This is a genomic window from Micromonospora sediminicola (assembly GCF_900089585.1).
Lineage (GTDB): Bacteria > Actinomycetota > Actinomycetes > Mycobacteriales > Micromonosporaceae > Micromonospora > Micromonospora sediminicola.
In genome coordinates, this window is record NZ_FLRH01000004.1 from 1,870,377 (window position 1) to 1,895,292 (window position 24,916).

Here is a 24,916-nt window from a genome sequence, read left to right on the forward strand (position 1 = left end):
CGCGCCGGCCTCGCCGGTCAGACCGACTCCAGCTCGCGATCCTCGGTCGGCGAGGGAGCGACGGCCCGTCCGGCCCGGTTGTCGACCCTGGTCATGACGGCCCGGGCATACAGCGTGACGCCGGCCAGGATGCTGACCACGGCGATCGGCACTCCGAGCAGGGGCCGCACGTACATCGCCAGGAACCAGGACCTGACGTCGATGTCGGACAGGATGAAGACCAGCGGAACGATCCCCTGGGGGATGAGCAGGATCGAGCCGAGGGCCCAGCTCAGTCCCTCGACCGTCCCGCCCGTCCTGGCCACGGCGCCGTCGGCGGCCCGGACCACGGTGGGCCGACCGGTGCGCATGGTGTGCAGCAGGTCGGGTCCGTCCTCGGTGAGCTTCCGGATCGCCAGGCCGCCCAGCACCCAGGCGACGGCGACGCCGGTCAGCACGCCGACCGGCAGCCCGGCCCAGCTCACCCACGGCTGGTCCAGGCGCGTGCCGAGGTAGACCACGGCGAGCGCGGGCGCCGGCGGCACCAGCCCGATCCAGAACAGCACGTTGGACCGGCCGGTGGTGTCTGCGCGCTCCAGCGGGTTGCTCGGCCGCTTGTGCGCGTCGGGGCCGGGGACCAGGCCGTACACCGACGAGTGGACGATCAAGCCGGCGCCGCCGCCGAGCAGGGCGGGCACCGCCGCGGCGACCCACGGCCACGTCCACGTGGAGCCGCTCCACCAGGTGAGGGTGATGCTCAGGACGATCGCCGGCGGCGTGAAGACGATCAGGTACGCCCACTGCCGGCCGCGCACGTCGGCGCGCTGGGAGCCGATCGTCAGGGTCTGCCAGAGCGCGGTGCCGTCCTGGCTGTAGAGGTTGCAGGCCGAGGTGATCGCGAAGAGCGCGAGCGCCGGGCCGGCCCAGGGCAGCAGGAGACGGGCGTCGAAGGTCAGCGGCAGCAGCACGGTGCCCAGCGCCCAGACGATCGGCACCACCGCCGTGGTGGTCCGCAACGGATCGCGCCACCAGGTGCGCAGCTCCTTGCGGACGACCGCGCCGGTCGTGCCGCCGAGCGGGCCGCCGCTCACCGGGGGGCGGTCGGCGCTGCCCCGGATGGTGGCCCGGGCCCGGCGCGGAGTGCCCAGCTCGACCGACCAGACGAGCAGCAGCAGGACGCAGAGCGCGGCCAGCCCGGCCGGCGCGGCGATCGCGAGCGGCCAGTCCCCCCGGCCGGCGGCGTCCACCGCCACCACGCCCCAGCTCGACGGGATCGACCGCAGTGCGACGGTGGTCGGGTGGGAGAACCCGGTCTCGAGGATGTCGGAGTACATGACGGCCACGACGATCATCCAGCCGGACTGGGTGAGCACGAGCATCGCCGCGAACAGCACGCCGGTGACCGCGGCGCCCGCCCGGGACGCCGCGACGACGCCGAACAGCGCGTAGGCCACCCGGGACAGCAGCACCACGAAGACCAGTTGCAGCGCCGCGACCGGCACCGCCAGCAGCGCCGGGGCGAGCCCCTGCCGGGCGCCGTACGTGATCAGGCCGACGAAGCCCAGCGCGGTGACCGCCGCGGTGATCCCGACGAAGGCCGCGCCGAGCAGCCCCAGCGCGAGCCGGCGGCGCGGCACCGGCAGCAGCGTGAAGTGGTCGGCGCGCAGCACCGCCGAGCCGCCGAACAGCGGGCCGGCCAGCCAGCCGAGCGTCCACATCAGGAACACGCCCGCGAGCAGGTCGCCGAGCACCACGGGGTTGGGCAGCTCGACCAGGGAGAGCCAGATGGTGGCGGCCGCGAACATCAGACCGAGAACCGCGCCGACCAGCATCCACGCGGCCCGGCCACCGGTCATCGAGTTCTTGACGACCGTCAGCTTCATCCGGATCAGGACGCCAGCCACGACAGCCCTCTCCGCCCCTGCTCGTCGCCGCCGACCAGCCGGACGAACGTCTGCTCCAGCGTGCCGCCGCCGCGGACCTCGGCGAGCGGACCGGCCGCCACGACCCGCCCCCCGGCCATCACGGCCACGGTGTCGCACAGCTGCTCGACCAGCGGCATCACGTGGCTGGACAGCACCACCGAGCCGCCACTCGCCACGAAACCGGTCAGGATCGCCTTGAGGGCCGCCGCGGACACCGGGTCGACCGCCTCGAACGGCTCGTCCAGCACGAGCAGCCGGGGCCCGTGCAACAGCGCGGTCGCCAGCCCGATCTTCTTGCGCATGCCGGTCGAGTAGTCGACCACCAGGGTGCGCTCGGCCGCGCCGAGCTCCATCACGTCGAGCAGCTCCTGCACCCGGCCGGCCAGCACGCCGGCCTCGATGCCGCGCAACTGCCCGATGTACGTCAGCAGTTCGCGTCCGGTCAGCCGCTCCGGCATGGACAGCCCGTCGGGCAGCACGCCGATCAGCGCCTTGGCCTCGACCGGGTCGGACCACACGTCCACGCCGAACACCTGCGAGGTGCCCTCGTCCGGGCGTAGCAGCCCGACCGCCATGGACAACGAGGTCGTCTTGCCCGCGCCGTTGGGGCCGACCAGCCCGAAGAAGGAACCCTGCGGCACCACGAGATCGACGTGGTCGACGGCTGTGTTCGCGCCGAACGTCTTGTGCAGGCCGGACAGTCGCAGTGCCGCGGGCGGGCCGCCCGCGTCGGGATCGTCCGCTGCGGCGGGCCGGGTGGTCGCTGACTCCATGGTTCCCCTCGACGTCGCTGGGTGGCGCCGGGCCTGGTCTGCCCCGACCTGCGCTGCCTGCGCATGCGCCGACGAAGAGGGTTGGTCCACCGCGCTCACCCGGCGGAGAGGGCGTGCGGGCTGAGTCTAGCGACCGGGAACGCCGGGAGTGGCCCGCCGACGCCTCAGGACGGCCCGGATCCGACGCCCCGCACCGCCTCGACGACGGACTGGGCGACCTCGTCGGGCCGGGACACCGCCATCGCGTGGGAGGCGCCGGCGACCTCCCGGACCCCACGGGCGCCGGCCCGCTCGGCCATGAAGCGGTGCGCGGCGACCGGGATGTTCCGGTCGGCGTCACCGAAGACGAACCACGTGGGCAGCGACCGCCACGGTGGGGTGGTCGCCGCGAGACCGTCGCCGAGCGCCTGCTCGGTCACCGGCCGCTGCGTCCGCGCCATCAGGGCCGCGAGGTCGTCGGACACGTCGGCGGCGAACTGCGCGTGGAAGGCGTCCTGCCGGATCGCCGTCTCCTTGCCGCCGGTCGCGACCGGGTAGGAGACCAGCGTGTCGGCCAGCGTGCTGCCGGGGAACTGCCCGGACAGCGCCAGCGCCGACTCGCCGGTGTCCGGGCAGAACGCGTTGACGTAGACCAGGGCACGCACCGAGGACTCCCCCGCCGCCGCCTCCGTGATCACCATGCCGCCGTACGAATGACCGACGAGGATCACCGGGCCGCCGATCCCGCGCACCACGTCCCGCACGTACGCGGCGTCGCCGGCCACGCCGCGCAGCGGGTTGGCGGCGGCCACGACGGCCCGGTCGGCACCGAGCCGTTCGATCACGCCGTTCCAGCTGGCCGACTCGGCGAACGCGCCGTGTACGAGGACGAGGGTCAGTTCCTGATCTGGCACGACATCCGCTCCTTGGCTTCGGCGGAGCCGTGTGCGTCCGCTCGACCTGTACCGGGCCGGCTGCTTACCCACCGTGCGACGGTGAAACGTCCGTCTTCCGCCGGCGGTGCTGACCGACCACCCGGCACCGGCCTGCGAGGCCTTCGTCGGGCGGGATGCCTATGCTCGTCGGGTGGAGCACAGCGAGCAGGCCGTGCTGGCCGGAATGCTGCAGTCGGCCGAGGACTTCGCCCCGGTCGAGGCCGTCGAGGCCGTCACCGGCGTGCTCGCCACCGCGTTGGACGCGCTCGCCGTCTCGCTGCTGGTCGCCGACCTCAGCGGACGGGCGCTGGTCCGGCTGACCCACCACCCGGCGGCCGACGGGCCGGACCGGCGTCACGGTGAGGAGGCCGCCGAGATCCTGCCGTTCGACGGCGGGCCCTACGAGCAGGCCCTGCGCCATCAGACCAGCCAGGTACTCCCGGCTGACGGACGATGGACGGTGCTCGCTCCGGTCACCGAACGCGGTGAGGCCATGGGGCTCCTGGAGATCGATCTGCCCGCCGAGCCGGATGCCACAGTGGTCGCCCAGATCGCCCAGGCCGCGCACGCGCTGGCGTTCGTGGTGATCGCCAACCGCCGACACACGGACCTGTTCGAGTGGGGGCAGCGCAGCATCCCGTTCACGCTCTCCGCCGAGATCCAACGCCGCCTGCTGCCCGCCGCCTTCACCTGCGAATCCGGTGCGTTCACCCTCTCCGGCTGGCTGGAGCCCGCCGCGAGCGTCGGCGGGGACACCTTCGACTACAGCCTGGCCCGGGACCTGCTGCACTTCAGCGTCACCGACGCCATGGGCCACGGCGTGGCCAGCGCGCTGACCGCCACCCTCGGCGTCGGCAGCCTGCGCAACACCCGACGCCGGGGTCACACCCTGGTCGTGCAGGCCGAGGAGGCGAACCGGGCCGTCGCCGAGCACGCCAACGTACGCGGGGCCTACGTGACCGCCGTGCTCGGCCGGGTCGACCTGGGCACCGGACGCTGCGAGCTGCTCAACGCCGGGCACATCCCGCCGCTACTGGTCCGCGACGGCCGGGTGACCGAGGTGGATCTCCCGGCCAACTTCCCGCTGGGCATGTTCCCCGAGGAGCCCTGCCGCGCCGGCGAGATCACCCTCCGACCCGGCGACCGGCTGGTCGTCGTCACCGACGGCATGCGCGAACGCAACGCGGCCGACCTCGACCTGTCCGCCGCCCTGCTCGGCATCACCGGCCTGCATCCCCGCGAGGCGGTGCGTGCCCTGTCCGACGCGCTGCTGGCCGCGACCGGGCCGACGCTGGCCGACGACGCCACCCTGCTCGTCATCGACTGGTACGGCACGCCCGGGCGGCGACGCAGCACCGGCGGCGCGGACACCGCACGCGCGAGCACCGGACAGCGGTGACGGCGTCACGAGACCACCGGCGACGCCTCCTCGGCGTCCCGCACGGTGTCGAAGACGCCGATGACCCGGTCGACCGAGGTGACCGACAGCACCCGCCGGACCGATCCGCCGACGCCGGCCAGCGCGATCCAGCCGTCCCGCGCTCGCAGGTCCTTGTGCGCGACCACGAGCGCGCCCAGGCCGCTGGAGTCCATGAAACCCACGCCGGCCAGATCGACCACGACCGCCCGGGCGCCGCCCCGCACGACCTCGTCCAACCGGTCGCGCAACCGCGACGTGGTGCTCATGTCCAGGTCACCGGCGACCTCGATCACGGTGCCGACACTTCCCTGCCGGGTCGACAGCACCAGGTCCATCCGACCTCCCTCCCGCGACATGCCGCGTGGTTCCGCCACTGCGCGTACCGGTCCACGGTGCCAGAATCCGAGCCCTCCCGCTCAGTGACGGGCCGGCCCCGGGTCCGAGCCGATCGGGCCGCGGCCGTGCGCGACGGCGTGAGCGCGTCGGTGGCGGGCCGGCCCGGCTGAGCGTGCGTCGCAGCGGGGCACCGCTGCGGTGCGCCGGGTGGGAGGATCTGTCCATGCGACGGAGATCCCTGCTCATCGGCGCGGCGGCGGGCGTCGCCGCGCCCGTCGTGGCCTCCGGCGCGGCGGCGGCGGCACCCGGCGTCGGCACCGACCCGCCGCGCCCCCGGCCGCGCACCTGGACGCCGGCCAACAAGGCCGACGGCCTCACCACCCTGCCGACGGCCACCCGTCAGGTCGTGATCGTGACGGCGGCGAGCTGGAGCACGAGCTACGCCACGCTGGAGACGTTCACGAGGACCGACGGTCGCTGGGTCCCGGTCTCCACGGCGCTGTCCGCGCGGATCGGTTCCCAGTTCTTCAGCGACCACCACGTCGAGGGGGTGCCGACCACGCCGACGGGCGTCTACTCGTTCGGTCCGACGATCTACGGCATCGCCGCGAACCCGGGTGTCAAGCACCCCTACCACCGGATCGTCACCGACGACTGGTGGAACGAGAACCCGAACTCGGCCGGCTACAACACCTTCCAGCACACGGCCACCAGTCCCGGCGGCCTGAGCGAGGCGCTGTGGAAGGAGAAACCGGCCTACACGCACTTCGCGGTGATCACCTACAACATGCCGCCGAACGTGCCGAAGCCGGTGCCGAACGCGGGCAGCGGCATCTTCCTGCACGAGTTCAGCCGGACGCCGTCGGGGCCCACCGCCGGCTGCGTCAGCCTGTCCCACGCCGACCTGGTCGGCGTGCTCCGCTGGCTCGACCCGGCGGCCCAGCCGCGCATCGTGCTGTCCCCGTTGGACAGCCTCGGCCGCTACTGACGCGCCGGCCGGGCGCGCCCGGGCCCGGCGCGAAGTGTCGATCTCCGCGCCGGGCCGGGGGCCGGGTCAGCTGGCCGTGCAGCTGGCCGTCGCACCGGGGCCGGTGCCGGTGCCCTGGAAGCCGAAGTTGGTCGTCTGGCCGGCGCCGACGCGCCCGTTGTAGCTCACGTTGGTGAACCGGACGGTCCCGCTGGTGCCGCTGGCCTGCGCGTTCCAGGCGCCGGTGATCGCGGCGCCGCCGGGCAGCGTGATGGTCACGGTCCAGCCGTTGATGGCCGCGGAGCCGGCGGTGACGTTCACGCTCGCGGTGAAGCCACCGGCCCACTGGTTGAGCGACACCGACGCCGAGCAGCCGTTGCCCGTCGGCGGAGTCGTGGTGGGCGGGGTGGTCGTCGGTGGGGTGGCGGTCGGCGGCGTCGTCGTCGGCGGCGTCGTGGTCGGCGGGGTGGTCGTCGGCGGCGCGGTGGTGGGCGGGTTGGGCGCGCCGTTGGCCAGGCTGTAGGCCAGGTCCGGCTGGAACGAGCCGGCCGCGTAGCGGCAGCCGTCCGCCTCACCCGGCGGCTTCACCCAGAGGTACGCGTCGATGTTGCTGTCACCGGTGTTCGTCGTCGGGTACTGCCCGATCCGCCGGTCGGTGTTGTCGTCGGCGCACCAGTCCCCGCTGGCGCCGCCGTTGCGGCTGGTGTCGATGACCTGGCGCTTGCCGGAGATGCCCATGCCGTTGAGGGCGGAGATGACCGCCCGGCCGAAGTTCGCCTCGCTGGAGGTGGGGTTGAAGTTCGACACGTTGGTGAAGAAGCCGTCGGCGTACTGCACGCCGGCGGCGCGGAGCCGGTTGGCCGTGTCACTCGCGCTGTTCCAGGTGGAGTGGCCGCCGTCGAGGTAGACCTTGGCGTTGGGGTTGGCCGACTTGATGGTCTGCGTGGCCGTGGTGAGCGCCTGGTTGCGCGCGTTCAGCTCGGCGCCGCTCAGGCAGGTCTGGAGGGCGAGCGAGTCGGTCTCCAGGATGATCAGGACGGTCTGGTTGCCGAGTCCTCGGGCGAAGTTGGACACCCAGGTCTGGTACTGGTTGAGGTCCGGGGCCCCGCCGGCGCTGGCCCCGCCGCAGTCCCGGTTGGTGATCTCGTAGACCGAGAGCACCGGGATCTGCTGCGCCGCGTTGGCGGCGCCGACGAACCCGGAGACCTCGGACTGCACCGTCGACGGGTTGAAGTTGGCGAACCAGCGGGCCTGCGGCTGGCTCGCGATCTTGTCGCGGATGACGGCGGCACGCGAGTCGCCGGGGTTGGCCGCGACCCAGCGGACGACGGCCGAACTCGGATCGCGGTAGAGCGTGCCGGAGACCGTGCCGGCGGACGCGCCGCCGACGGCGAAGGCGACGCCGGCCGCGGCGGTGACCGCGACGGCCGCCACGCTGACCGCCGCCGACCGGCGGCGCCGGGGGGAGAGGATAGCCACGACGTGTTTCCTCCTGATCACATAGATGTGTCTGTCTTCATGGGAGCGTTCCCAAGACGGTAGCGGAGGCGTGGGCCGCTGCCAATATGCAAAGTTGTCACTGCGTCGGCGACCGGGCCGCCGACGGCGGGCGCGTCAGAGCTGGATGACGTGACCCACCCGGGGCGGCGTACGGCCCGTGAGGACGTCGAGCCACGCGTCCCGCAGCGCCTCGGGGCCGTGGCCGACCCGCACGTCGAGCCACCCGCTCACCACCCGCGAGAACCGCTGCCAGGCGTCGGCGAACCGGTGGTCGAGGCCGTCACGGCCCCAGTCCCGGCCGCGCTTGCGCATCTGCACCGGCGCGAAGAAGACCTCCTCGGCGGCGTCGGCGTTCGGCGTCTGCCGGGTCAGACCGACCGCGATGTCCCGGACGAGCCGGTCGCCGAGGTGGGCGCGCAGGGCGGCCCGGTGTGCGGGTGCGCCGGACAGGTCGAGGTAGACCGTGGGGACGGCGTCGAGCGCCGCGACGTCGCCGTAGGGCAGGACCTCGTCGTAGCAGCCCAGCGACCGGGTGAACCCGAGGTTGTCCGGCGAGGTGAGCCCGACCAGGCGTGGGCCGCGGCCGTGCAGCTCGAACGCGGCGGCGTACGCGGTCTTGCTCGACGCCGACGACAGCACCAGCGACCGTGCTCCGTACCAGTCGTTGTCGACGACCTGATCGGCGAGCATGAAGGAGGTGAAGAACAGCGGCCGGAACAGGATCAGCAGGTCCTCCTGCTCGGGCCGGTAGGCGGGGTCGCCGATGGTCGACCGGTAGGCGTTGTACGGCGAGGGCAGGTCGGCCCGGTGCGGGCTGGCGTCGCGGAAGCCCGAAGCGTCCACCCGCTCCGGGCGTACCACCAGGTGGCCGGCGGGCGGGAGGTAGCCGTAGACGCGCTGACCCGGCTCGACGCCGGCCACGGCGGACGCGGCCACCTCGGCGAAGCCCCACAGTGGCGGGAGCCCCCATTGCCGGTCGAGCCCGCGCCGCTCGGGCGGGAAGAACTCCCAGTACCGCATCGATTCGCCGAGCACCGCGTAGGTCACGTTGTTGGCGGTGAGCCCGACGCGGTCCACGCGCAGCAACGCCTCCCCGTCGACGAGGGCCGGCACCGGACCGTCGGCGAGCGTGGTACGGGCGCGGTCGTCACGGGCCACGGCGAACGTCCACGACTCAGCCATGGTCCGACGGTAGGCAGCCGCGAGACCGGAGACAAGTGCACTGCGAGTGCAAAATCCGGTGGGCCCGCACCTGAGCGCGTCTGAACTACCCTCGCCGGCGTGGACACCACGGAGATCGATGCCCCCGTTGTCGGCGTCACCGTCTATCCGGACCGCGCCCGGGTCACCCGTCGCGGCAGCATCCGGCTGACCGCCGGCGAACACCGGGTACGCGTCGCCCCCCTCCCCCTCGGCCTGCGCCGCGACTCGATCCGGGTCGGCGGGCGGGGCGCGGCCACCGTGCTCGGCGTCGACGTCAGCGCCTGGCGGCAGCCCCGCAGCACCGACGCCCAGGTGGTCGGCCTGGAGCGGCGGCGGCGCGAGCTGGCCGACGAGCTGGTCGAGATCGAGGACGCCGACGGCATCGAGGACCAGCGCGGGGACTTCCTCACCCGGCTGGCCGAGCGCGCCGGCGGGACGTACGCCCGCGCGCTGGCCGCCGGCGACCTGACGCCGGCCGACGTCGCGGCCTTCACCGACTCGGTGGCCGGTCAGCTCGCCGAGTCACGCCGCCGGCGGCGCGGCCTGGCCCGACGACGCGACGAGCTGGCGGAGGAGATGGCGGCGGTCGAGCGCGACCTCGACGCGGCGCACGGCAAGCGCGCCCCGGACCGGTTGGCCGCCGACGTGACCGTCGCGGTGGAGGCCGCCGACGCGGAGGTGGAGCTGGAGCTGACCTACCTGGTGGACGGCGCCCGCTGGCAGTCCTCCTACGACCTGCGGCTCGTCGACGACACAGTGACCGTCACCTGGTTCGGGCTGGTCAGCCAGAGCACCGGGGAGGACTGGCCGGAGTGCGAGCTGGCGCTCTCGACCGCGCGGCCGGCGGCGACCGTCGGCGTACCCGAGCTGTCGCCCTGGTATCTCGATCGGTTCCGGCCCGCGACACCCCGGGCCGCGGCGGCGCCCATGCCGGTCGGGATGCCGCCGCCGGCGCCGGGAGCGGCGCCGGCCGGTGGCGGCGGGGCGGCCCGGTCCGCGGCCCCCCGCCCGCGGATGCGGGAGAGCGTCGCCGAGGTCGAGCAGGGCGTCGCCGCGGCCACCTACCGCCCGGCCCGGGCGGTGGCGGTGCCGGCGGACGGCAGCGAGCACCGGGCCACCATCGCCGTGCTGGAGCTGCCGGCCCGGCTGGACCACGTGACCGTTCCGGTGCGCGCCGCCGAGGCGCACCTGCGGGCGACGGTACGCAACACGTCGGACCACACGCTGCTCCCCGGCGCGGCGGCGGTGTTCCACGGGGCGGACTTCGTGGCGGCCACCCGACTGCCGACCTGGGCGCCGGGCGAGGAGACGGAGCTGGCGCTGGGGGTGGACGACCGGCTGCGGGTGGAGCGGAAACTGCGCCGGCGGTCGGAGACCAGGGCCGCGCTGGGGTCGACGCGGCGGCGGGAGGTGGACTACCGGATCACCGTCGCCAACCACACGCCCCGGCCGGCGACGGTGGAGGTACGGGACCAGGTGCCGGTGTCCCGCGACGAGGCGGTGGTGGTCCGGGAGACGACGGTGACGCCGTCGCCGGCCGAGCGGACCGAGTTGGGGGAACTGACCTGGCGGTTGTCGCTCGCGCCGGGCGAGAGCGGCGAGATCGCCCTGGGCTTCCGGGTGGAGCTGGCCAAGGGGGTCGAGCTGACCGGCTGGCGGGAGTAGACGTTAGGAGGGGGCCCTTCTTATGCAGAATGCGTTAAGAAGGGCCCCTTCCTTACACCTCAGACGCGGCGGCGGCCGTAGGCCCCCGCGGCGATGGCGACACCGATCGCGGCGAAGACGACCTGGAGCGCCAGCTCGATCCAGTCGATGCCGGCGGTGTCGTCGACGTTGAACGCGCCGGCGACGAACGTGCCCAGGATCGCGGCGACCACACCGATGAGCAGGGTGAGCCAGATCGGGATGTTCTGCTTGCCCGGCACCACCAGGCGGCCGAGCGCGCCGATGACGAGGCCGATGACGATCGCGGTGAAGAAACCCGTGACTTCCACGAGAGCCGTCCTTTTCCCTCGGATGTGTTGGCACCAAGGTGGTTGCCCCGATCAACCACCGCACGAAACGCGAGAGCCGATTCTTCACGGAACTGTCATGGGCGGCGGGTCGGCGCGGACCTCAGCCCCAGAGCATCTGCGCGACGACCAGCGCGCCGACCACGTCCGGGCCGCGTACCACCTGCCGCACCAGATCGACCGGGATCATCCCGAAGGGCGTGTCGGCCGCGGCGCCGCCGTACGTCATGGGTGGCCGGGTGCCCGCCCGGTAGGCCGCCGCCACGGTGCCGAGCACGAGCACGCCGTCGATGACGCCGACGCCGACGCCGGACCGCACCGCCGGCAGCGTCGCCGCGTACCAGACCACCACGGCGACGGCCGGCACCACGAGATGGGCCAGGGTCACCAGGGTGTCGCCGCCGCCCAGCGCACGCCGCAGCCCGGCGGACCGGTTGACGGCACGCAACCCGCCGGTCAGCCGGCCGGCCGCCAGGAACCCGAGGACCACCTGCGCCGGGCCGGCCGACGCCGGCAGCGCCACCGCGACCGCGTACGTCGTCAGCAGCAGCGCCGCCCACACCACGAGCGCGCTGGGATGGCGTACCGGACGCCACAGCTCGGCCTGCACGAGCACGCCGAACCGGCCGAGGGGACGGAACCGGCGGCTCGCCACCCGGCCGATCGACCGCCAGCGGCGGCTCTCCACCAGGTCGGTGAGGATCGAGGGGTCGAGCATCACCGTGGCGCCCGCCGCCGCGCCCGCCGCCTGCGCGCCCGAGGCGAGCGAGGCGCGGTCCACGAACGGCAGCGCCCGGTAGGCCAGGACCACCACCGTCACGGTCGGCGGCCACGCCACCAGCGCGACCACCCCGATGACGGAGCCGGCCGGCGGCGGTACGGACCAACCGGCCAGGTGACCCGCGACCACCATCGCCGCCACCGCCGCGCCGACGCCGAACAGCGCCCGGTCGAGAACCCGGACCCACCCCGAGGTACGCGGGCTGGCCTGGGCGACGACGGCCAGGGCCACGGCCGCGGTCGCGCAGGCGGCGCCGGCCGTCGCCGAACCGGCGAGCCGGTGCGCCCCGCCGCCACCGGTCGCCGCCGCCGAGGCCAGCCCGAGCAGGCCGCCACCGGCGAACGCCGCGACCAGAAGCCCGACGAATCGGGGCAGCAGCCACGCCCGGCGGTCGACCGGCGAGCTGACCACCCAGGACTGCGCGGCCGGCGCCACCACCAGCGGACCCACCGCCCGCAGGCCCCGCCAGGCCAGCCCGACGACGGTCAGCGCGGCGGCGACGCCGATCCAGTACCGGTCCCCCGGGTCGCCCTGGCGTCCCGACGGCGAGCCGAGGTAGTCGCGGACCCCGTCGAACAGCGCCCAGCCGTACATGCCGCAGAAGAGCACGAGGACGTACGCGTCGGTGAACAGGTCACCGAGCGAGCTCTCCCGGTGGCGCCGCCGGGTGCGCCGCAACCAGCTCCGCAGCCGGCGGGCGTCGGGCCGGTCACCAACCCGGATCCGCAGCTCGGTGGTCACGCACCGACGCCGATCTCGAGCCGGTCGTCCGCGACCGTCGCCGCCAGCTCGGCGTCGTGCGTCGCCATCAGCACGGCCGTGCCCTCGGCCTTCTCGCGCAACAGCCGATCGGCCAGCCACTCCCGGCCCCGGGCGTCGAGGCGCTGCTCCGGTTCGTCCAGCACGAGCAGGCGGCGGGGGCGCACGAAGCACGAGGCCAACGCCAGCCGGCGGCGCTGCCCGCTGGACAGCGTCGACGGGAGCTGGTCGCGGGCCCGGTCCAGCCCCAGCTCCGTGACCACCTCGGCCACCGCCCGACCGGAGCCGCCGTGGGCGTACGCGACGAGTTCGAGGTGCTCCGCCACGGACAGGTCCGGAAAGAAGTCGATGTCGTCGAGCGCGGCGGCGAGCAGCGCGCGCATCTCGGGATCGGTCTCGTAGCACCGGCGTCCGTCCACCAGCACCTCACCCGCGTCGGGGCGGTCCGCGCCGACCACGCAGCGCAGCAGCGTGGTCTTCCCGCTGCCGTTCGGCCCGACCACCACGGCGAGCCGCCCGGCGGCGAGGTCGAAGGACACGTCCTCCAGCACGACCAACTGTCCGAACCGCCGGGTCAGGCCGCGCACGCTGAGGAGGTCCACAACTCGCCACTGTGGCACAGCGGCGCAGCCCTCAGCGCTCGGTGAGGTGCCGGCGGCGGGTCGCGCCGGGGGTGTCCTCGCGGTCGATCCGCAGTTCCCGCTCCAACTCGGCGATGACCGTACGCAGGTCGTCCAGGCGCTGGCTGATCGCGATCCGGTCCACCTCGTCCGGCACGCCGTCGCCGTCGGAGTCGTAGTCCGGCGACAGCCCCTCGGTCATCTCCAGCCGGCGCGCCTCCTCCATCGAGTTGACGATGACGGCGATGAGGATGTTCAGCAGCAGGTTGACCGCGATCATGACGAAGCTGACGTAGTAGAGCAGCGTCCACGGCGACACCTCGAGGCCCTGTTCCAGCAGGTCGGGAAGCGTCTCCAGGGACAGCAGCACGAAGAGCGTGACCAGCGAGCGGCCGATGTCGCCGTACTGCTCGGGATAGCGGTCACCGAAGATCAGCCAGCCGGCCATGCCGTAGACGTAGAGCGTGACGCCGGCGAGCGCGAGAAACGCCGCCACGCCGGGCAGGCTGCGCCACAGCGCGGTGACGATGGTGCGCAGGCCGGGTGAGAAGCGGACCAGGCGCAGCACCCGGGCCACCCGGACGAACCGCAGCACGGCCGGGTCGCCGTGCAGCCACGGAATGAAGATCGCGACGGTGACCAGCAGGTCGAACACGTTCCAGCCGTGCCGGAGGAAGTCCTGCGGCCGGCGGCCGTACGCGAGCACCCGGATGGTGATCTCCACGACGAAGACCAGCCGGAACATCCACTCGGTCCAGCGCAGCACCGACGCGGTGGTGCCCGCGTGCGGGTACGTCTCGATGCCCAGCACCACCCCGTTGGCCATGATCAGCACGACGATCGCGATCTCGAACGGCCGGGACGCGACGATCCGGGCGCACCGGGCCGCCGGCCCCCGTTCCGCGCCGCCCGGGCGGCGTACACCCCGCTGGGTCGGCACGTCGGTTCGCCGGTCGACCATCCCGACACCCTATTGGGTTACCGTCGGCGGGTGATCCGGGCCGAGACGTACGCGCAGTGGATCACCCCTGCTCTCCCGCTCTACGGCGACGACCACGAGCGGGCCGACTTCGCTCCCTGAGACGCGTGCCCCGATGCCACGCCTCTCTCACCCGACCCCTTCTCCGGGAGCGATGCCCCATGTCCGTCGACACCTCGATCCGGGCGGTGCTGCGCGCGCCGCAGGTCGCCCGGGTGCTCCTCGGCAGCCAGATCGGCCGGCTGCCCACCGCCAGCGGCCCGCTCGCGCTGCTGCTCTTCGCCCGCCAGTCGCTCAGCCTGGCCGCCGCCGGCCTGCTCGTCGCCGCGTACACGGCCGGGATGGCGGCCGGCACGCCGCTGCTCGCCCGGGCGGTGGACCGCTGGCGGCAGCCGCCCGTGCTGTGGGCGGCCGCCGCCGTCTCCGGCCTCGGCTTCGGCGCGGTGGCGCTCACCGGCGGGCACCTGGCCGGCGCGATCACCGGCGCGGCGGTCGCCGGGTTCGGCACGCCGCCGCTGGAGGCGTGCCTGCGGACGCTCTGGCCGGCCCTGCTGCCGCCGGCGACGGTGCCCACCGCGTACACCCTGGACATCGCCCTCCAGGAGGTGATCTTCGTGGTGGGGCCGCTGGTCACCCTGCTCGCGGTGACGGTCGGCGGGCCGACCGCCGGTCTGCTCGCCGCCGCCGTGGCGCAGCTCGCCGGCACCGCCCTGTACGCGCTCAGCCCGGCCGCCCGGGCCTGGCGCGGGGTGGCCGCGGTCCGGCACTGGGCCGGGCCGCTGCGCGTACCGGGGTTCGGGGTGATGCTGCTCGGCGTGGTCGGCGTCGGCGCGGCGGTCGGCAGCATCGCGGTGGCCGTGACCGGTTACGCCGAGGCGGCCGGCGACCGGCGGCTCAGCGGCTGGCTGCTCGCGGCGCAGGCGGGCGGCGCGCTCGTCGGTGGCCTGCTCTGGACCCGGGTCCGTCCGGGCGGACCGGGCCGCCTGCCGTTGCTGGCCGCCGCGCTCACCGCCGGGTTCCTGCCACTGCTGCTGGCGCCCGCGCCGGCCCCGATGGCCGCGCTGCTCGCGGTGAGCGGGCTGGCGCTGCCCCCGGTGCTGACCGCCGTCTTCCTCACCGCCGAGCGGTTGGCCCGACCGGGCACGGTGGCCGAGGCGTTCGCGTGGGTGAGCACGGCGTTCGTGGTGGGCAGCGCCGCCGGGTCGGCGCTCGCCGGCGCGTCGGCCGGCGTCCGGTACGGGCTGCTGGTCGCGCCCGTCGCCGCGCTGCTCGGCACGGCCGCGCTGGGTGCGATCGCGCTGCGGGACCGGACGACGGCGTCGCTCACAGCCAGCCACGACGCTTGAACAGCAGATAGAGCGCGCCGCAGACGGCGAGCATCAGCACGACCGCGAAGAGATAGCCGTACCGCCAGCCCAGCTCCGGCATGTGGGTGAAGTTCATCCCGTAGACGGTGCCGATCAGGGTGGGCGCGAACAGGATCGCCGCCCAGGCGGAGACCCGCTTGATCTCCTCGTTCTGCTCGAAGCTGGCCGCGGTCAGGCTGCGCATCTCCTCGTTCTGCGCCTGCGAGACCAGGGTGGCGTTGACGGTGAGGATGTTCTGCAGCAGGTGCCGGAACCCGTCGATCCGCTCCACCACCTGGGTGAGGTGGTCGGCCACGTCGCGCAGTCGCCGGCGCAGTTCCTCGTCGGTGCCGTAGCGGTCGAAGCCGTGGGTGAGCGCGTCGACGACCTTCAGCAGCGGCCGGGTCGCCCGCTGGAACTGGATCACCTCGCGGCTCAGCTCGTAGATGCGGCGGCTGGCGTTCGGGTCGCCGCCGAACACCTCGGTCTCGATCTCGTCGATGTCGTTCTCCAGCCCGGCCACCACCGGCGCGTAGCCGTCGACCACCCGGTCGAGCACGGCGTAGAGGACCGCCTCGGGGCCGAGCGCCAGCACGCCCGGCTCCGCCTCCAACCGCCGGCGGACGGCCACGAGGTCGGGCGTGCCGCCGTGCCGGACGGTGATCACGAAGCCGGGCCCGAGGAAGAGGTGCAGCTCGGCGAACTCGACCGCCTCCCGGGCGTCCAGGTAGCGGGCGGCGCGCAGCACCACGAACAGGGTGTCGCCGTAGCGTTCCAGCTTCGGCCGCTGGTGGGCGTTGATGGCGTCCTCGACGGCCAGCTCGGGGAGCTGGAACTCGGCGGCCAGCGAGGCGACCTGCTCCCGGCTCGGCCGGCGCAGCCCGATCCAGGCCATCGCGGCGTCGAGCTGCTGGAGGCAGCGGAACGTGTCGGCGAGGCTGACCGGCGACGCCCGCCGGACCCCGTCGACGTAGACCCCGCTGTCGACCAGCCCGGCGGGCCGCTCCGGCTCGGCCGCGCCGGCGTCGATGGCGTGCTCGTCCAGCTGCCGGCCGAACCCCTCCGAGGACCGGTTGTCCGCCATGCCCCTCCCCCGCTGCTCGGCCGGCTCGCCGAGTCCCCCGCCGGGGCCGGCGCAAACGTCAGGGCCGGTAGCGGTAGCCCATCCCCGGCTCGGTGATCAGGTGCCGGGGCCGGGCCGGGTCGTCCTCCAGCTTGCGGCGCAACTGGGCCATGTACTGCCGGAGGTAGTTGGTCTCCTGCTGGTATTCCGGCCCCCACACGTCGTGCAGCAGTTGCCGCTGGCTGACCAGCTTGCCGGGGTTGCGCAGCAGCTTCTCCAGCATCGCCCACTGGGTGGGGGTGAGCTTGACCTCGGCGCCGTCGTCCCGGGTGACGGTGCGGTCGGCCAGGTCGACGGCGTTGCGGCCGATCCGCAGCGCCGGCACGGCCGGGGTGGCCGGGGCGAGCCGCCGGGTCACCGCGCGGATCCGGGCGAGCAGCTCGTCCACCCCGAACGGCTTGGTGACGTAGTCGTCGGCGCCCGCGTCGAGCGCCGCCACCTTGTCCTCGCTGCCGGCCCGGCCGGAGAGCACGATGATCGGCACCCCGGTCCAGCCGCGCAGGCCCCGGATCACCTCGGTGCCGTCCAGGTCGGGCAGGCCGAGGTCGAGCACCACCAGGTCCGGCGGGTGGGCGGCGGCGGCCTTCAGCGCGGCGGCGCCGGTGTCGGCCACCTCGACGTCGTAGCCCCGGGCGCGCAGGTTGATCCGCAGGGCGCGCAGGATCTGCGGCTCGTCGTCGACGACCAGGATGCGGGTCATTCCTGCGGCCCCTCCGGCTCGGTGGCGGCCGGCAGCCGCAGCACCATGGTGAGACCGCCGCCCGGCGTGGTCTCCGGGGTGATGCTGCCACCCATCGCCTCGGCGAGACCACGGGACAGCGCCAGGCCCAGCCCCACCCCGGTCTGGTTGTCCCGGTCGCCGAGGCGCTGGAACGGCAGGAACACGTGCTCCCACTGGTCCTCGGGGATGCCCGGCCCGGTGTCGATCACCCGCAGCTCGACCTGGCCGGCGTGCGCGCTGCCGGTGATCGTCGGCGGTTGCCCCGGCGGGCTGTGCCGCAGCGCGTTGGCCACGATGTTGACCAGCACCCGCTCCAGCAGGCCGGGGTCGGCCAGCGCCGCCGGCAGGTCCGGCGCGATGTCCGTGGTCACCTCGGCCGCCGCCGCACCCAGCTCGTCCAGAGCCCGGGGTACGACGTCCTCCAGCCCGACCGCGGTGGCGGTGACGCCCAGCGCGCCGGCCTGCAACCGGCTCATGTCGAGCAGGTTCGCCACCAGGCGGCCCAGCCGGTCCAGCGACTCGTCGGCGGTGGCCAGCAGCTCCTCCCGGTCGTCCGCGTCGAACTCCACGTCGTGGCTGCGCAGGCTGCTCACCGCGGCCTTGGCCGAGGCCAGCGGCGTCCGCAGGTCGTGGCTGACCGCGGCGAGCAGCGCGGTCCGCATCCGGTCGGCGGCGGCCAGCGGGCGGGCGGTGGCCGCCTCCTCGGCCAGGCGTTCCTGGCGCAGCGCGAGCGCGGCCTGGGCGGCGAACGCCTCGACCACCCGGCGGTCGGCCGCCTCCAGCCGCCGTCCGGCGAGCACCACGCTGAGCCGGTCGTCCACCGGCACCACGGTCTCCCCGGCGCTCGGACTGCCCGGCGGGGCGTCGCCGACGCCGGCCACCACCCGCCAGGCGCCCTCCGCCCGGGACCGGGCCGGCCGCCCCTCCGCCTCGGCGGTCAGCTCCAGGACGCTCACCGCGCGCAGCCCGAACGTCTCCCGGAGCCGGTCCAGCAGGGCGGGCAGCGGCCGCTCGCCGCGCAGCACGCTGCCGGCGACGGTGGCCAGCGTCTGCGCGTCGGCGGAGGCGCGGGCCGCCTCCCGGGTACGCCGGGCCGCCACGTCCACCACCCAGCTCACCGCGACGGCGACGCCGACGAACACGCCGAGCGCGAGCAGGTTGTCCGCCTCGGCGATGGTCAGCGTGCGGTACGGCGGGGTGAAGAACCAGTTGAGCAGCAACGATCCGCCGAGCGCGGCGACCAGCGCCGGCCACAGCCCGCCGACCAGCGCCACCCCGACCACGCCGGCCAGGAAGAGCAGGATGTCGTTGGTCAGGGTGAGGTCGGGCAGCGCTTCCAGCAGCAGCGTCAGCAGCGGCATGCCGAGCACGGCCAGCGCGTACCCGAGCAGCCGGCGACGGCGGGACAGCGCGGCGGGCACCCCGGCCCCGCGCCGCCCGCGCCCCGCCTCGGGGTGGGTCACCAGGTGCACGTCGATGGCGCCGGAGAGCGCGGTGGTGGTCACGCCGACGCCCCGGGAGAGGATCTGCGCGAACCGCCCCCGCCGGCTCGCGCCGAGCACGAGCTGGGTGGCGTTGACCCCCCGGGCGAAGTCGAGCAGCGCGGCCGGGATGTCGGTGCCGAGCACCTGGTGGTAGGTGCCGCCGAGGCTCTCCACCAGCACCCGCTGCCGGGCCAGTTGGACCGGGTCCGCGTCGGCCAACCCGTCGCTGCGGGCCACGTGCACGGCGAGCAGGTCGGCGCCCTTGCTGCGGGCGGCGATCCGGGCGGCCCGGCGGATCAACGTCTCGCCCTCGGGGCCGCCGGTGAGCGCGACGACCACCCGCTCCCGCGCCTCCCAGGTGTCGGAGATGCCCTGCTGGGCCCGGTACGCGTCGAGCTGTTCGTCGACCTTGTCGGCCAGCCAGAGCAGCGCCAGCTCGCGCAGCGCGGTGAGGTTGCCGACCCGGAAGTAGTTGCCCAACGCGGCGTCGATCTTGTCGGGCCGGTAGATGTTGCCGTGCGCCATCCGGCGGCGCAGCGCCTCCGGCGTCATGTCCACCAGCTCGACCTGCTCCGCGGCGCGGACCACCTGGTCCGGCACGGTCTCCCGCTGAATCGTGCCGGTGATCTGCGCGACGACGTCGGTGAGCGACTCCAGGTGTTGGACGTTGACCGTGGAGAGCACGCTGATCCCGGCGTCCAGCAGCTCCTGGACGTCCTGCCAGCGCTTGTCGTGGCGGGAGCCCGGCACGTTGGTGTGCGCCAACTCGTCGACCACCACCACCTCGGGACGGCGGGCCAGCACCGCGTCGAGGTCCATCTCGGTGAGGTCGACGCCCCGGTAGGTCATCGCCCGGCGCGGCACCACCTCCAGGTCGCCGACCATCGCCGCGGTGTGCGGCCGGCCGTGCGTCTCGACCAGGCCGACCACCACGTCGGTGCCGCGCTCGGCCCGACGCTGGGCCTCCTCGAGCATGGCGTACGTCTTGCCGACCCCGGGGGCGGCGCCCAGGTAGATCCGCAGCTCGCCTCTGCCCACGCCCCCATCCTCCCTGAGTGAAAGGAAGGGCCCCCGCTTAACGCCTGCGGTAGAGGCGGGGGCCCTTCTTAACAGCTGCCGGCGTCAGCGCGCCGGGAACGCCCCGTCCAGCGCGAGGTTGAGTTCCAGCACGTTCACCCCGGGCTCGCCCATGAAGCCGAGCGACCGGCCGGTGGTGTGCTCCTCGACCAGCCGGCGGATCGCCGCCGGGTCCGCGCCGCGCTCGCGCGCCACCCGGGCCACCTGGATCTCCGCGTACGCCGGGGAGATGTGCGGGTCGAGGCCGCTGCCGCTGGCGGTGACCGCGTCGGCCGGCACGGCCGGCTCCGCCGGGGCGTCCCCCCGGACCGGGGTGACCACCCCGCCCTCGGCCACGTAGTCCTGACCGGGCCGGGCCAGCTCGACCGGTACGCCCTGCCACGTCGACACGAACGGGGTCGCCGGCGCGACCTGGTTGACGCTGACCACGCGGGTGATCCTGCCGGTCAGGCCGTCGGCGCGGAACACGGCCAGCACCGCGCCCACCCCGTCCGGCGTGCAGTACGGGCGCCGCCCGTCCACGCCGTCCAGCTCGCCGACCGCCTTGCTGCGGGCGCAGACCTGGGTGAGCAGGCTCTGCGCCGAGGTCTCCTCGTCACCGGTGATGGTGTCCACCACGCTCTCCGGGCCGAGGTTGCTGGCCGAGGTGGAGGTCGGGTCGTAGCCGTCGCCGGCGGCGGACGGGCGGGACTGGAAGTAGCGCGGCACGGGGTTGCCGTCCGCGTCGGTGAACGACTGACCGATCAGCGAGCTGCCGACGGTCCTGCCGCCGACCTCGATCAGGGACCCGTCCGCCTTGCCGTCGAGGCCGGGGATCCGACCGACGGCGACCAGGGCGAGCGGGTAGACCAGACCGAGCAGCACGGTGAAGACGAGCACGGCGCGCAGGGCGGCCAGGTGCTGGGAGAGCCAACTGGGAAGGCGCATCACGAGATCCCCGGAATGAACTGGACGAGCAGGTCGATGAGCTTGATGCCGACGAACGGCACCACGATGCCGCCGAGGCCGTAGAGCAGCAGGTTGCGGCTGAGCAGCGCCGACGCGCTGGCCGGGCGGTAGCGGACGCCCCGCAGGGCCAGCGGGATCAGCGCGACGATGACGATCGCGTTGAAGATGACCGCGGAGAGGATCGCCGACGCCGGGCTGGCCAGCCGCATCACGTTCAGCGTGTCCAGCGCGGGGTAGATGCCGGCGAACATGGCCGGGATGATCGCGAAGTACTTCGCGATGTCGTTGGCGATGCTGAACGTCGTCAGCGCGCCCCGGGTGATCAGCAACTGCTTGCCGATCTCCACGATCTCGATCAGCTTGGTCGGGTCGGAGTCGAGGTCGACCATGTTGCCGGCCTCCTTCGCGGCCGACGTGCCGGTGTTCATCGCGACGCCGACGTCCGCCTGGGCCAGCGCCGGCGCGTCGTTGGTGCCGTCACCGGTCATGGCGACCAGCCGGCCACCCTCCTGCTCCTTCTTGATCAGGGCGAGCTTGTCCTCCGGCGTGGCCTCGGCGAGGAAGTCGTCCACGCCGGCCTCGTCGGCGATCGCCTTCGCGGTCCGCGGATTGTCACCGGTGATCATCACGGTCCGGATGCCCATCCGGCGCATCTCGTCGAAACGCTCCCGCATGCCGGCCTTGACGACGTCCTTGAGGTGGATGACGCCGAGCGCCCGGGCCGGTCCGCCGGCGGTGTGCTCGGCGACCACGAGCGGGGTGCCGCCGGTGCCGCTGATCGCGTCGACCAGTTCACCGACCTGCTCGGTCGGGTGGCCGCCGTTCTCGCGTACCCACTTCATCACCGCGGCGGCGGCGCCCTTGCGGATCTGCCGGTCGCCGACGCCGCCGTCACCGGCCAGGTCGACGCCGCTCATCCGGGTCTGCGCGGTGAACGGCACGAAGGTGGCGTGCGGGATCAGGCCGGGCTCGCGCTCACGCAGCCCGAACTCGTTCTTGGCCAGCACCACCACCGAGCGCCCCTCGGGGGTCTCGTCGGCCAGGCTGGACAGCTGCGCCGCATCGGCGACCGTGGCCGCGTCCACGCCGGCCACCGGCAGAAACTCGGCGGCCTGCCGGTTGCCCAGGGTGATCGTGCCGGTCTTGTCCAACAGCAGCGTGTTGACGTCGCCGGCCGCCTCGACCGCCCGCCCGCTCATGGCGAGCACGTTGCGCTGGACGAGGCGGTCCATGCCGGCGATACCGATGGCGGACAGCAGCGCGCCGATGGTGGTCGGGATGAGGCAGACCAGCAGCGAGACCAGCACGATGCCGGTGACACCGGAGTCGGTGATCGCCTGGGTGTCCGGCGCGGCGGCCTGGTAACCCTTGGCGAAGATCGCCAGCGGCTGGAGCGTGACGACCGCGAGCAGGAAGATGATCGTCAGCGCGGCCAGCAGGATGTTGAGCGCGATCTCGTTCGGGGTCTTCTGCCGGTTGGCGCCCTCGACGAGGGCGATCATCCGGTCGATGAAGCTCTCCCCCGGCTTCTGGGTGATCTTCACGACGATCCGGTCGGAGAGCACCCGGGTGCCGCCGGTGACCGCGCTGCGGTCGCCGCCGGACTCCCGGATCACCGGAGCGGACTCGCCGGTGATCGCCGACTCGTCGACGCTGGCGATGCCCTCGACGACGTCGCCGTCGCCCGGGATGATCTGTCCGGCCTCGACCAGGACGATGTCGCCCTGCTTGAGCTGCGGTGCGGGCACCGCCTCGTCGCGGTAGCCGTTGGCCGCCGCGCCCGGGGACCACCCGAGCAGGCGGGTGGCGATGGTGTCCTGCTTGGCTCGCCGCAGCGTGTCGGCCTGGGCCTTGCCCCGGCCCTCGGCGACCGCCTCGGCCAGGTTGGCGAAGACCACGGTCAGCCAGAGCCAGATCGTGATGGCCCAGGCGAACACCGAGGGATCGGCGATCGCGAGGACGGTGGTGAACAGCGCGCCGATCTCGACGATCAGCATCACCGGGTTGCGCCACAGGGTCCGCGGGTCGAGCTTGCGCAGCGCGTCCGGCAGCGAGCGGAACAGCTGCCTCGGGTCGAGCAGGCCACCACCGACCCGGTCGCCCTGGGTGGCCGGCGTGCCGGGGGTCGGCGCGTCGGCGGTGTCGGAAGGTGCCGTCATGTCCTTGTCTCTCATGGTGGTCACAGCCCTTCGGCCAGCGGGCCGAGCGCGAGCGCGGGCAGGAAGGTGAGCGCGACGAGGATCACCGTGACGCCGACGACCATGCCGACGAAGAGCGGCTTGTGGGTCGGCAGGGTGCCCTCGGACGCGGGTGTGGGCTGCTGGCGGGCCAGCGAACCGGCGAGCGCCAGCGCGAAGATGATCGGCAGGAACCGGCCGAGCAGCATGCACAGGCCCAGCGCGGTGTTCCACCAGGGCGTGCTCACGGTGATGCCGGCGAATGCCGAGCCGTTGTTGTTGCTCGCCGACGTGAACGCGTAGAGCACCTCGGAGAGCCCGTGCGGGCCGACGTTGAGCGCGGTCGAGTTGTTGCCGGTGGCGAACGCGGCGGCGGTGCCGGTGAGCACCAGCGCCGGGGTGATCAGGAAGTACATCGAGGCGAACTTGATCTCGCGGGAGCCGATCTTCTTGCCCAGGTACTCCGGTGTGCGGCCGACCATCAGGCCGGCGACGAACACCGTGATCACCGCGAGGATCAGCAGCCCGTACAGGCCGGCGCCGACACCGCCGGGGGCGACCTCGCCGAGCATCATGTTGCCCAGCGTCATCATCCCGCCCAGCGCGGTGTACGAGTCGTGGAACGAGTTGACCGCGCCGGTCGAGGTGAGCGTGGTGGCGGCGGCGAAGGTGGCCGAGTTCGACACGTCGAACCGCACCTCCTTGCCCTCCAGCGCCGCGCCGACCGCCTGCGGCACCGTGCCGTGACCGGTCAGCTCGAACACGTTGGTCAGGGTGATGCTGGCCAGCGCGAGGATCGCCATCACCGCGGCGATCGCGTAGCCCTGCCGGTTCTGCCCGACCATCCGACCGAAGACCCGGGGCAGGCTGAACGGGATGAGCAGGATCAGGAAGATCTCGATCCAGTTCGTCCAGGTGGTCGGGTTCTCGAACGGGTGGGCGCTGTTGACGTTGTAGAAGCCACCGCCGTTGGTGCCCAGCTCCTTGATGACCTCCTGGCTGGCCACCGGCCCGCCGGTGACCGTCTGGGTGCCGCCGGTCAGCGTGGTCACGTCGGTGCCGCCGGAGAGGTTCTGCACCGCGCCGCCGATCATCAGGGCGAGCGCGCCGAGCACCGCGATCGGCAGCAGGATCCGCAGCGTGATCCGGGTCAGGTCGACCCAGAAGTTGCCCAGCTCGCCGGTGCGGCTGCGGGCGAAGCCCCGGACCAGCGCCACCGCGACGGCGATGCCCACCGCGGCGGAGACGAAGTTCTGCACCGCCAGGCCGGCCATCTGCACCAGGTGACCCATGGTCGACTCACCCGAGTACCACTGCCAGTTGGTGTTGGTCACGAACGACACCGCGGTGTTCCAGGCGCCGTGGGTGACCACCGGGTCGAGGCCCAGCGAGAGCCAGAGATGGTTCTGCAGCCGCTGGAACGCGTACAGGAACAGGATCGAGACGGCCGAGAAGGCGAGCACGCTGCGGGCGTACACGCCCCAGGTCTGCTCGGCGGCCGGGTTGACCCCGACCAGGCGGTAGATGCCCCGCTCAACCCGGGCGGACCGGGTGCCGGAGACCACCCGGTACATGTGGTCGCCGAACGGCCGGTAGACGGCGACCAGCGCCACCACCAGCGAGAGCACGAAGAGCACCCCGGCTGTTGTCATGCTCATCAGAAGCGCTCCGGGAACAGCAGGGCGACGACCAGGAACACGCCCAGTCCGATCGCCAGCACCAGGCCGACGGCGTTGACGGCGCTCACAGCTTCTCCACACCCCTCACCACGAGGGCGAGAGCCGCGAACAGCCCCACCGTCAGCAACACGAACAGCACGTCAGACACGGCTGACCTCTCCTAGCGGGCGATGTCCTCGCGACCGCCTCCCGG

21 protein-coding genes are annotated in these 24,916 nt (G+C 73.5%); 4 read left to right on the forward strand and 17 right to left on the reverse strand.

The features are described from left to right. Positions 1-17: 17 nt before the first annotated feature. From GA0070622_RS30375 to GA0070622_RS30385, 3 genes are all read right to left on the reverse strand, one after another. On the reverse strand, positions 18-1,883 hold the full coding sequence (locus GA0070622_RS30375; protein ID WP_091582954.1) for a hypothetical protein: 1,866 nt from the start codon (positions 1,881-1,883) through the stop codon (positions 18-20). Beyond that, positions 1,868-2,677 (reverse strand): ABC transporter ATP-binding protein, encoded by an 810-nt coding sequence (locus GA0070622_RS30380; RefSeq protein ID WP_091582957.1) that lies wholly within the window; start codon positions 2,675-2,677, stop codon positions 1,868-1,870. The genes GA0070622_RS30375 and GA0070622_RS30380 overlap by 16 nt, the downstream gene beginning before the upstream one ends. A 164-nt stretch (positions 2,678-2,841) precedes the next feature. Then, positions 2,842-3,570, reverse strand: a complete 729-nt coding sequence (locus GA0070622_RS30385; protein ID WP_091582960.1) for an alpha/beta fold hydrolase — start codon at positions 3,568-3,570, stop codon at positions 2,842-2,844. Positions 3,571-3,742: 172 nt separating this feature from the next. Here GA0070622_RS30385 and GA0070622_RS30390 point away from each other — a divergent pair, with 172 nt between their 5' ends. Next, positions 3,743-4,990: a PP2C family protein-serine/threonine phosphatase gene (locus tag GA0070622_RS30390; RefSeq protein ID WP_091582965.1), complete on the forward strand. Its 1,248-nt coding sequence runs from the start codon at positions 3,743-3,745 to the stop codon at positions 4,988-4,990. A 5-nt stretch (positions 4,991-4,995) separates the two neighbouring features. Here the strand turns inward: GA0070622_RS30390 and GA0070622_RS30395 are convergent, their stop codons facing one another. Continuing rightward, positions 4,996-5,346 carry an STAS domain-containing protein gene (locus tag GA0070622_RS30395; RefSeq protein WP_091582970.1) on the reverse strand — a complete coding sequence of 117 codons (351 nt, stop codon included), beginning with the start codon at positions 5,344-5,346 and terminating at the stop codon, positions 4,996-4,998. 224 nt (positions 5,347-5,570) lie between these two features. Between GA0070622_RS30395 and GA0070622_RS30400 the strand changes: the two genes are divergently transcribed. Continuing rightward, the gene (locus GA0070622_RS30400) at positions 5,571-6,335 is read left to right on the forward strand and encodes a L,D-transpeptidase family protein (protein ID WP_091582974.1); all 765 of its coding nucleotides are present in this window, start codon (positions 5,571-5,573) and stop codon (positions 6,333-6,335) included. A gap of 66 nt (positions 6,336-6,401) precedes the next feature. Here the strand turns inward: GA0070622_RS30400 and GA0070622_RS30405 are convergent, their stop codons facing one another. Both GA0070622_RS30405 and GA0070622_RS30410 read right to left on the reverse strand, forming a co-directional pair. Continuing rightward, positions 6,402-7,793 carry a glycoside hydrolase family 6 protein gene (locus tag GA0070622_RS30405; protein WP_091582977.1) on the reverse strand — a complete coding sequence of 464 codons (1,392 nt, stop codon included), beginning with the start codon at positions 7,791-7,793 and terminating at the stop codon, positions 6,402-6,404. Positions 7,794-7,928: 135 nt separating this feature from the next. Further along, positions 7,929-8,996 carry a DUF2855 family protein gene (locus tag GA0070622_RS30410; RefSeq protein WP_091582981.1) on the reverse strand — a complete coding sequence of 356 codons (1,068 nt, stop codon included), beginning with the start codon at positions 8,994-8,996 and terminating at the stop codon, positions 7,929-7,931. 99 nt (positions 8,997-9,095) lie between these two features. Here GA0070622_RS30410 and GA0070622_RS30415 point away from each other — a divergent pair, with 99 nt between their 5' ends. Continuing rightward, positions 9,096-10,682: a mucoidy inhibitor MuiA family protein gene (locus GA0070622_RS30415; RefSeq protein ID WP_091582985.1), complete on the forward strand. Its 1,587-nt coding sequence runs from the start codon at positions 9,096-9,098 to the stop codon at positions 10,680-10,682. Between the two features lie 59 nt (positions 10,683-10,741). Here the strand turns inward: GA0070622_RS30415 and GA0070622_RS30420 are convergent, their stop codons facing one another. The 4 genes from GA0070622_RS30420 to GA0070622_RS30435 all read right to left on the reverse strand — a co-directional run bounded on the left by GA0070622_RS30420 (position 10,742) and on the right by GA0070622_RS30435 (position 14,150). After that, on the reverse strand, positions 10,742-11,011 hold the full coding sequence (locus tag GA0070622_RS30420) for a GlsB/YeaQ/YmgE family stress response membrane protein (protein WP_091582988.1): 270 nt from the start codon (positions 11,009-11,011) through the stop codon (positions 10,742-10,744). A 121-nt stretch (positions 11,012-11,132) separates the two neighbouring features. Continuing rightward, positions 11,133-12,551, reverse strand: coding sequence for a DUF6297 family protein (locus tag GA0070622_RS30425; RefSeq protein WP_091582991.1), 1,419 nt, complete (start codon positions 12,549-12,551; stop codon positions 11,133-11,135). Next, positions 12,548-13,171: a heme ABC exporter ATP-binding protein CcmA gene (ccmA, locus tag GA0070622_RS30430; protein WP_091582994.1), complete on the reverse strand. Its 624-nt coding sequence runs from the start codon at positions 13,169-13,171 to the stop codon at positions 12,548-12,550. Before ccmA ends, GA0070622_RS30425 begins: the two co-directional genes overlap by 4 nt. Positions 13,172-13,202: 31 nt before the next feature. After that, positions 13,203-14,150, reverse strand: coding sequence for an ion transporter (locus GA0070622_RS30435; RefSeq protein ID WP_245666914.1), 948 nt, complete (start codon positions 14,148-14,150; stop codon positions 13,203-13,205). Positions 14,151-14,329: 179 nt separating this feature from the next. Here GA0070622_RS30435 and GA0070622_RS30440 point away from each other — a divergent pair, with 179 nt between their 5' ends. Further along, a complete protein-coding gene (locus GA0070622_RS30440) occupies positions 14,330-15,514 on the forward strand; it encodes an MFS transporter (protein WP_091582997.1) in 1,185 nt (394 codons plus the stop codon). On the opposite strand, the gene GA0070622_RS30445 is transcribed toward GA0070622_RS30440, so the two are convergent. From GA0070622_RS30445 to kdpF, 7 genes are all read right to left on the reverse strand, one after another. Next, on the reverse strand, positions 15,492-16,598 hold the full coding sequence (locus GA0070622_RS30445; RefSeq protein WP_091583000.1) for a magnesium and cobalt transport protein CorA: 1,107 nt from the start codon (positions 16,596-16,598) through the stop codon (positions 15,492-15,494). The two genes, GA0070622_RS30440 and GA0070622_RS30445, sit on opposite strands and share 23 nt — an antisense overlap. A gap of 58 nt (positions 16,599-16,656) precedes the next feature. Then, entirely contained in the window at positions 16,657-17,337 is a 681-nt protein-coding gene (locus GA0070622_RS30450) for a response regulator (protein ID WP_091583003.1), read from the reverse strand. Next, positions 17,334-19,880: a sensor histidine kinase gene (locus GA0070622_RS30455; RefSeq protein ID WP_091583006.1), complete on the reverse strand. Its 2,547-nt coding sequence runs from the start codon at positions 19,878-19,880 to the stop codon at positions 17,334-17,336. The genes GA0070622_RS30450 and GA0070622_RS30455 overlap by 4 nt, the downstream gene beginning before the upstream one ends. Before the next feature lie 84 nt (positions 19,881-19,964). Beyond that, complete coding sequence (locus tag GA0070622_RS30460) at positions 19,965-20,846, reverse strand: potassium-transporting ATPase subunit C (RefSeq protein ID WP_091583009.1); 882 nt, start codon at positions 20,844-20,846, stop codon at positions 19,965-19,967. After that, positions 20,846-23,026, reverse strand: coding sequence for a potassium-transporting ATPase subunit KdpB (gene kdpB / locus GA0070622_RS30465; RefSeq protein ID WP_091583013.1), 2,181 nt, complete (start codon positions 23,024-23,026; stop codon positions 20,846-20,848). The genes GA0070622_RS30460 and kdpB overlap by 1 nt, the downstream gene beginning before the upstream one ends. 20 nt (positions 23,027-23,046) lie before the next feature. Beyond that, on the reverse strand, positions 23,047-24,702 hold the full coding sequence (kdpA, locus tag GA0070622_RS30470; RefSeq protein WP_091583016.1) for a potassium-transporting ATPase subunit KdpA: 1,656 nt from the start codon (positions 24,700-24,702) through the stop codon (positions 23,047-23,049). Further along, positions 24,702-24,791: a K(+)-transporting ATPase subunit F gene (kdpF, locus tag GA0070622_RS30475; protein WP_036343797.1), complete on the reverse strand. Its 90-nt coding sequence runs from the start codon at positions 24,789-24,791 to the stop codon at positions 24,702-24,704. Before kdpF ends, kdpA begins: the two co-directional genes overlap by 1 nt. Positions 24,792-24,916 lie beyond the last annotated feature (125 nt).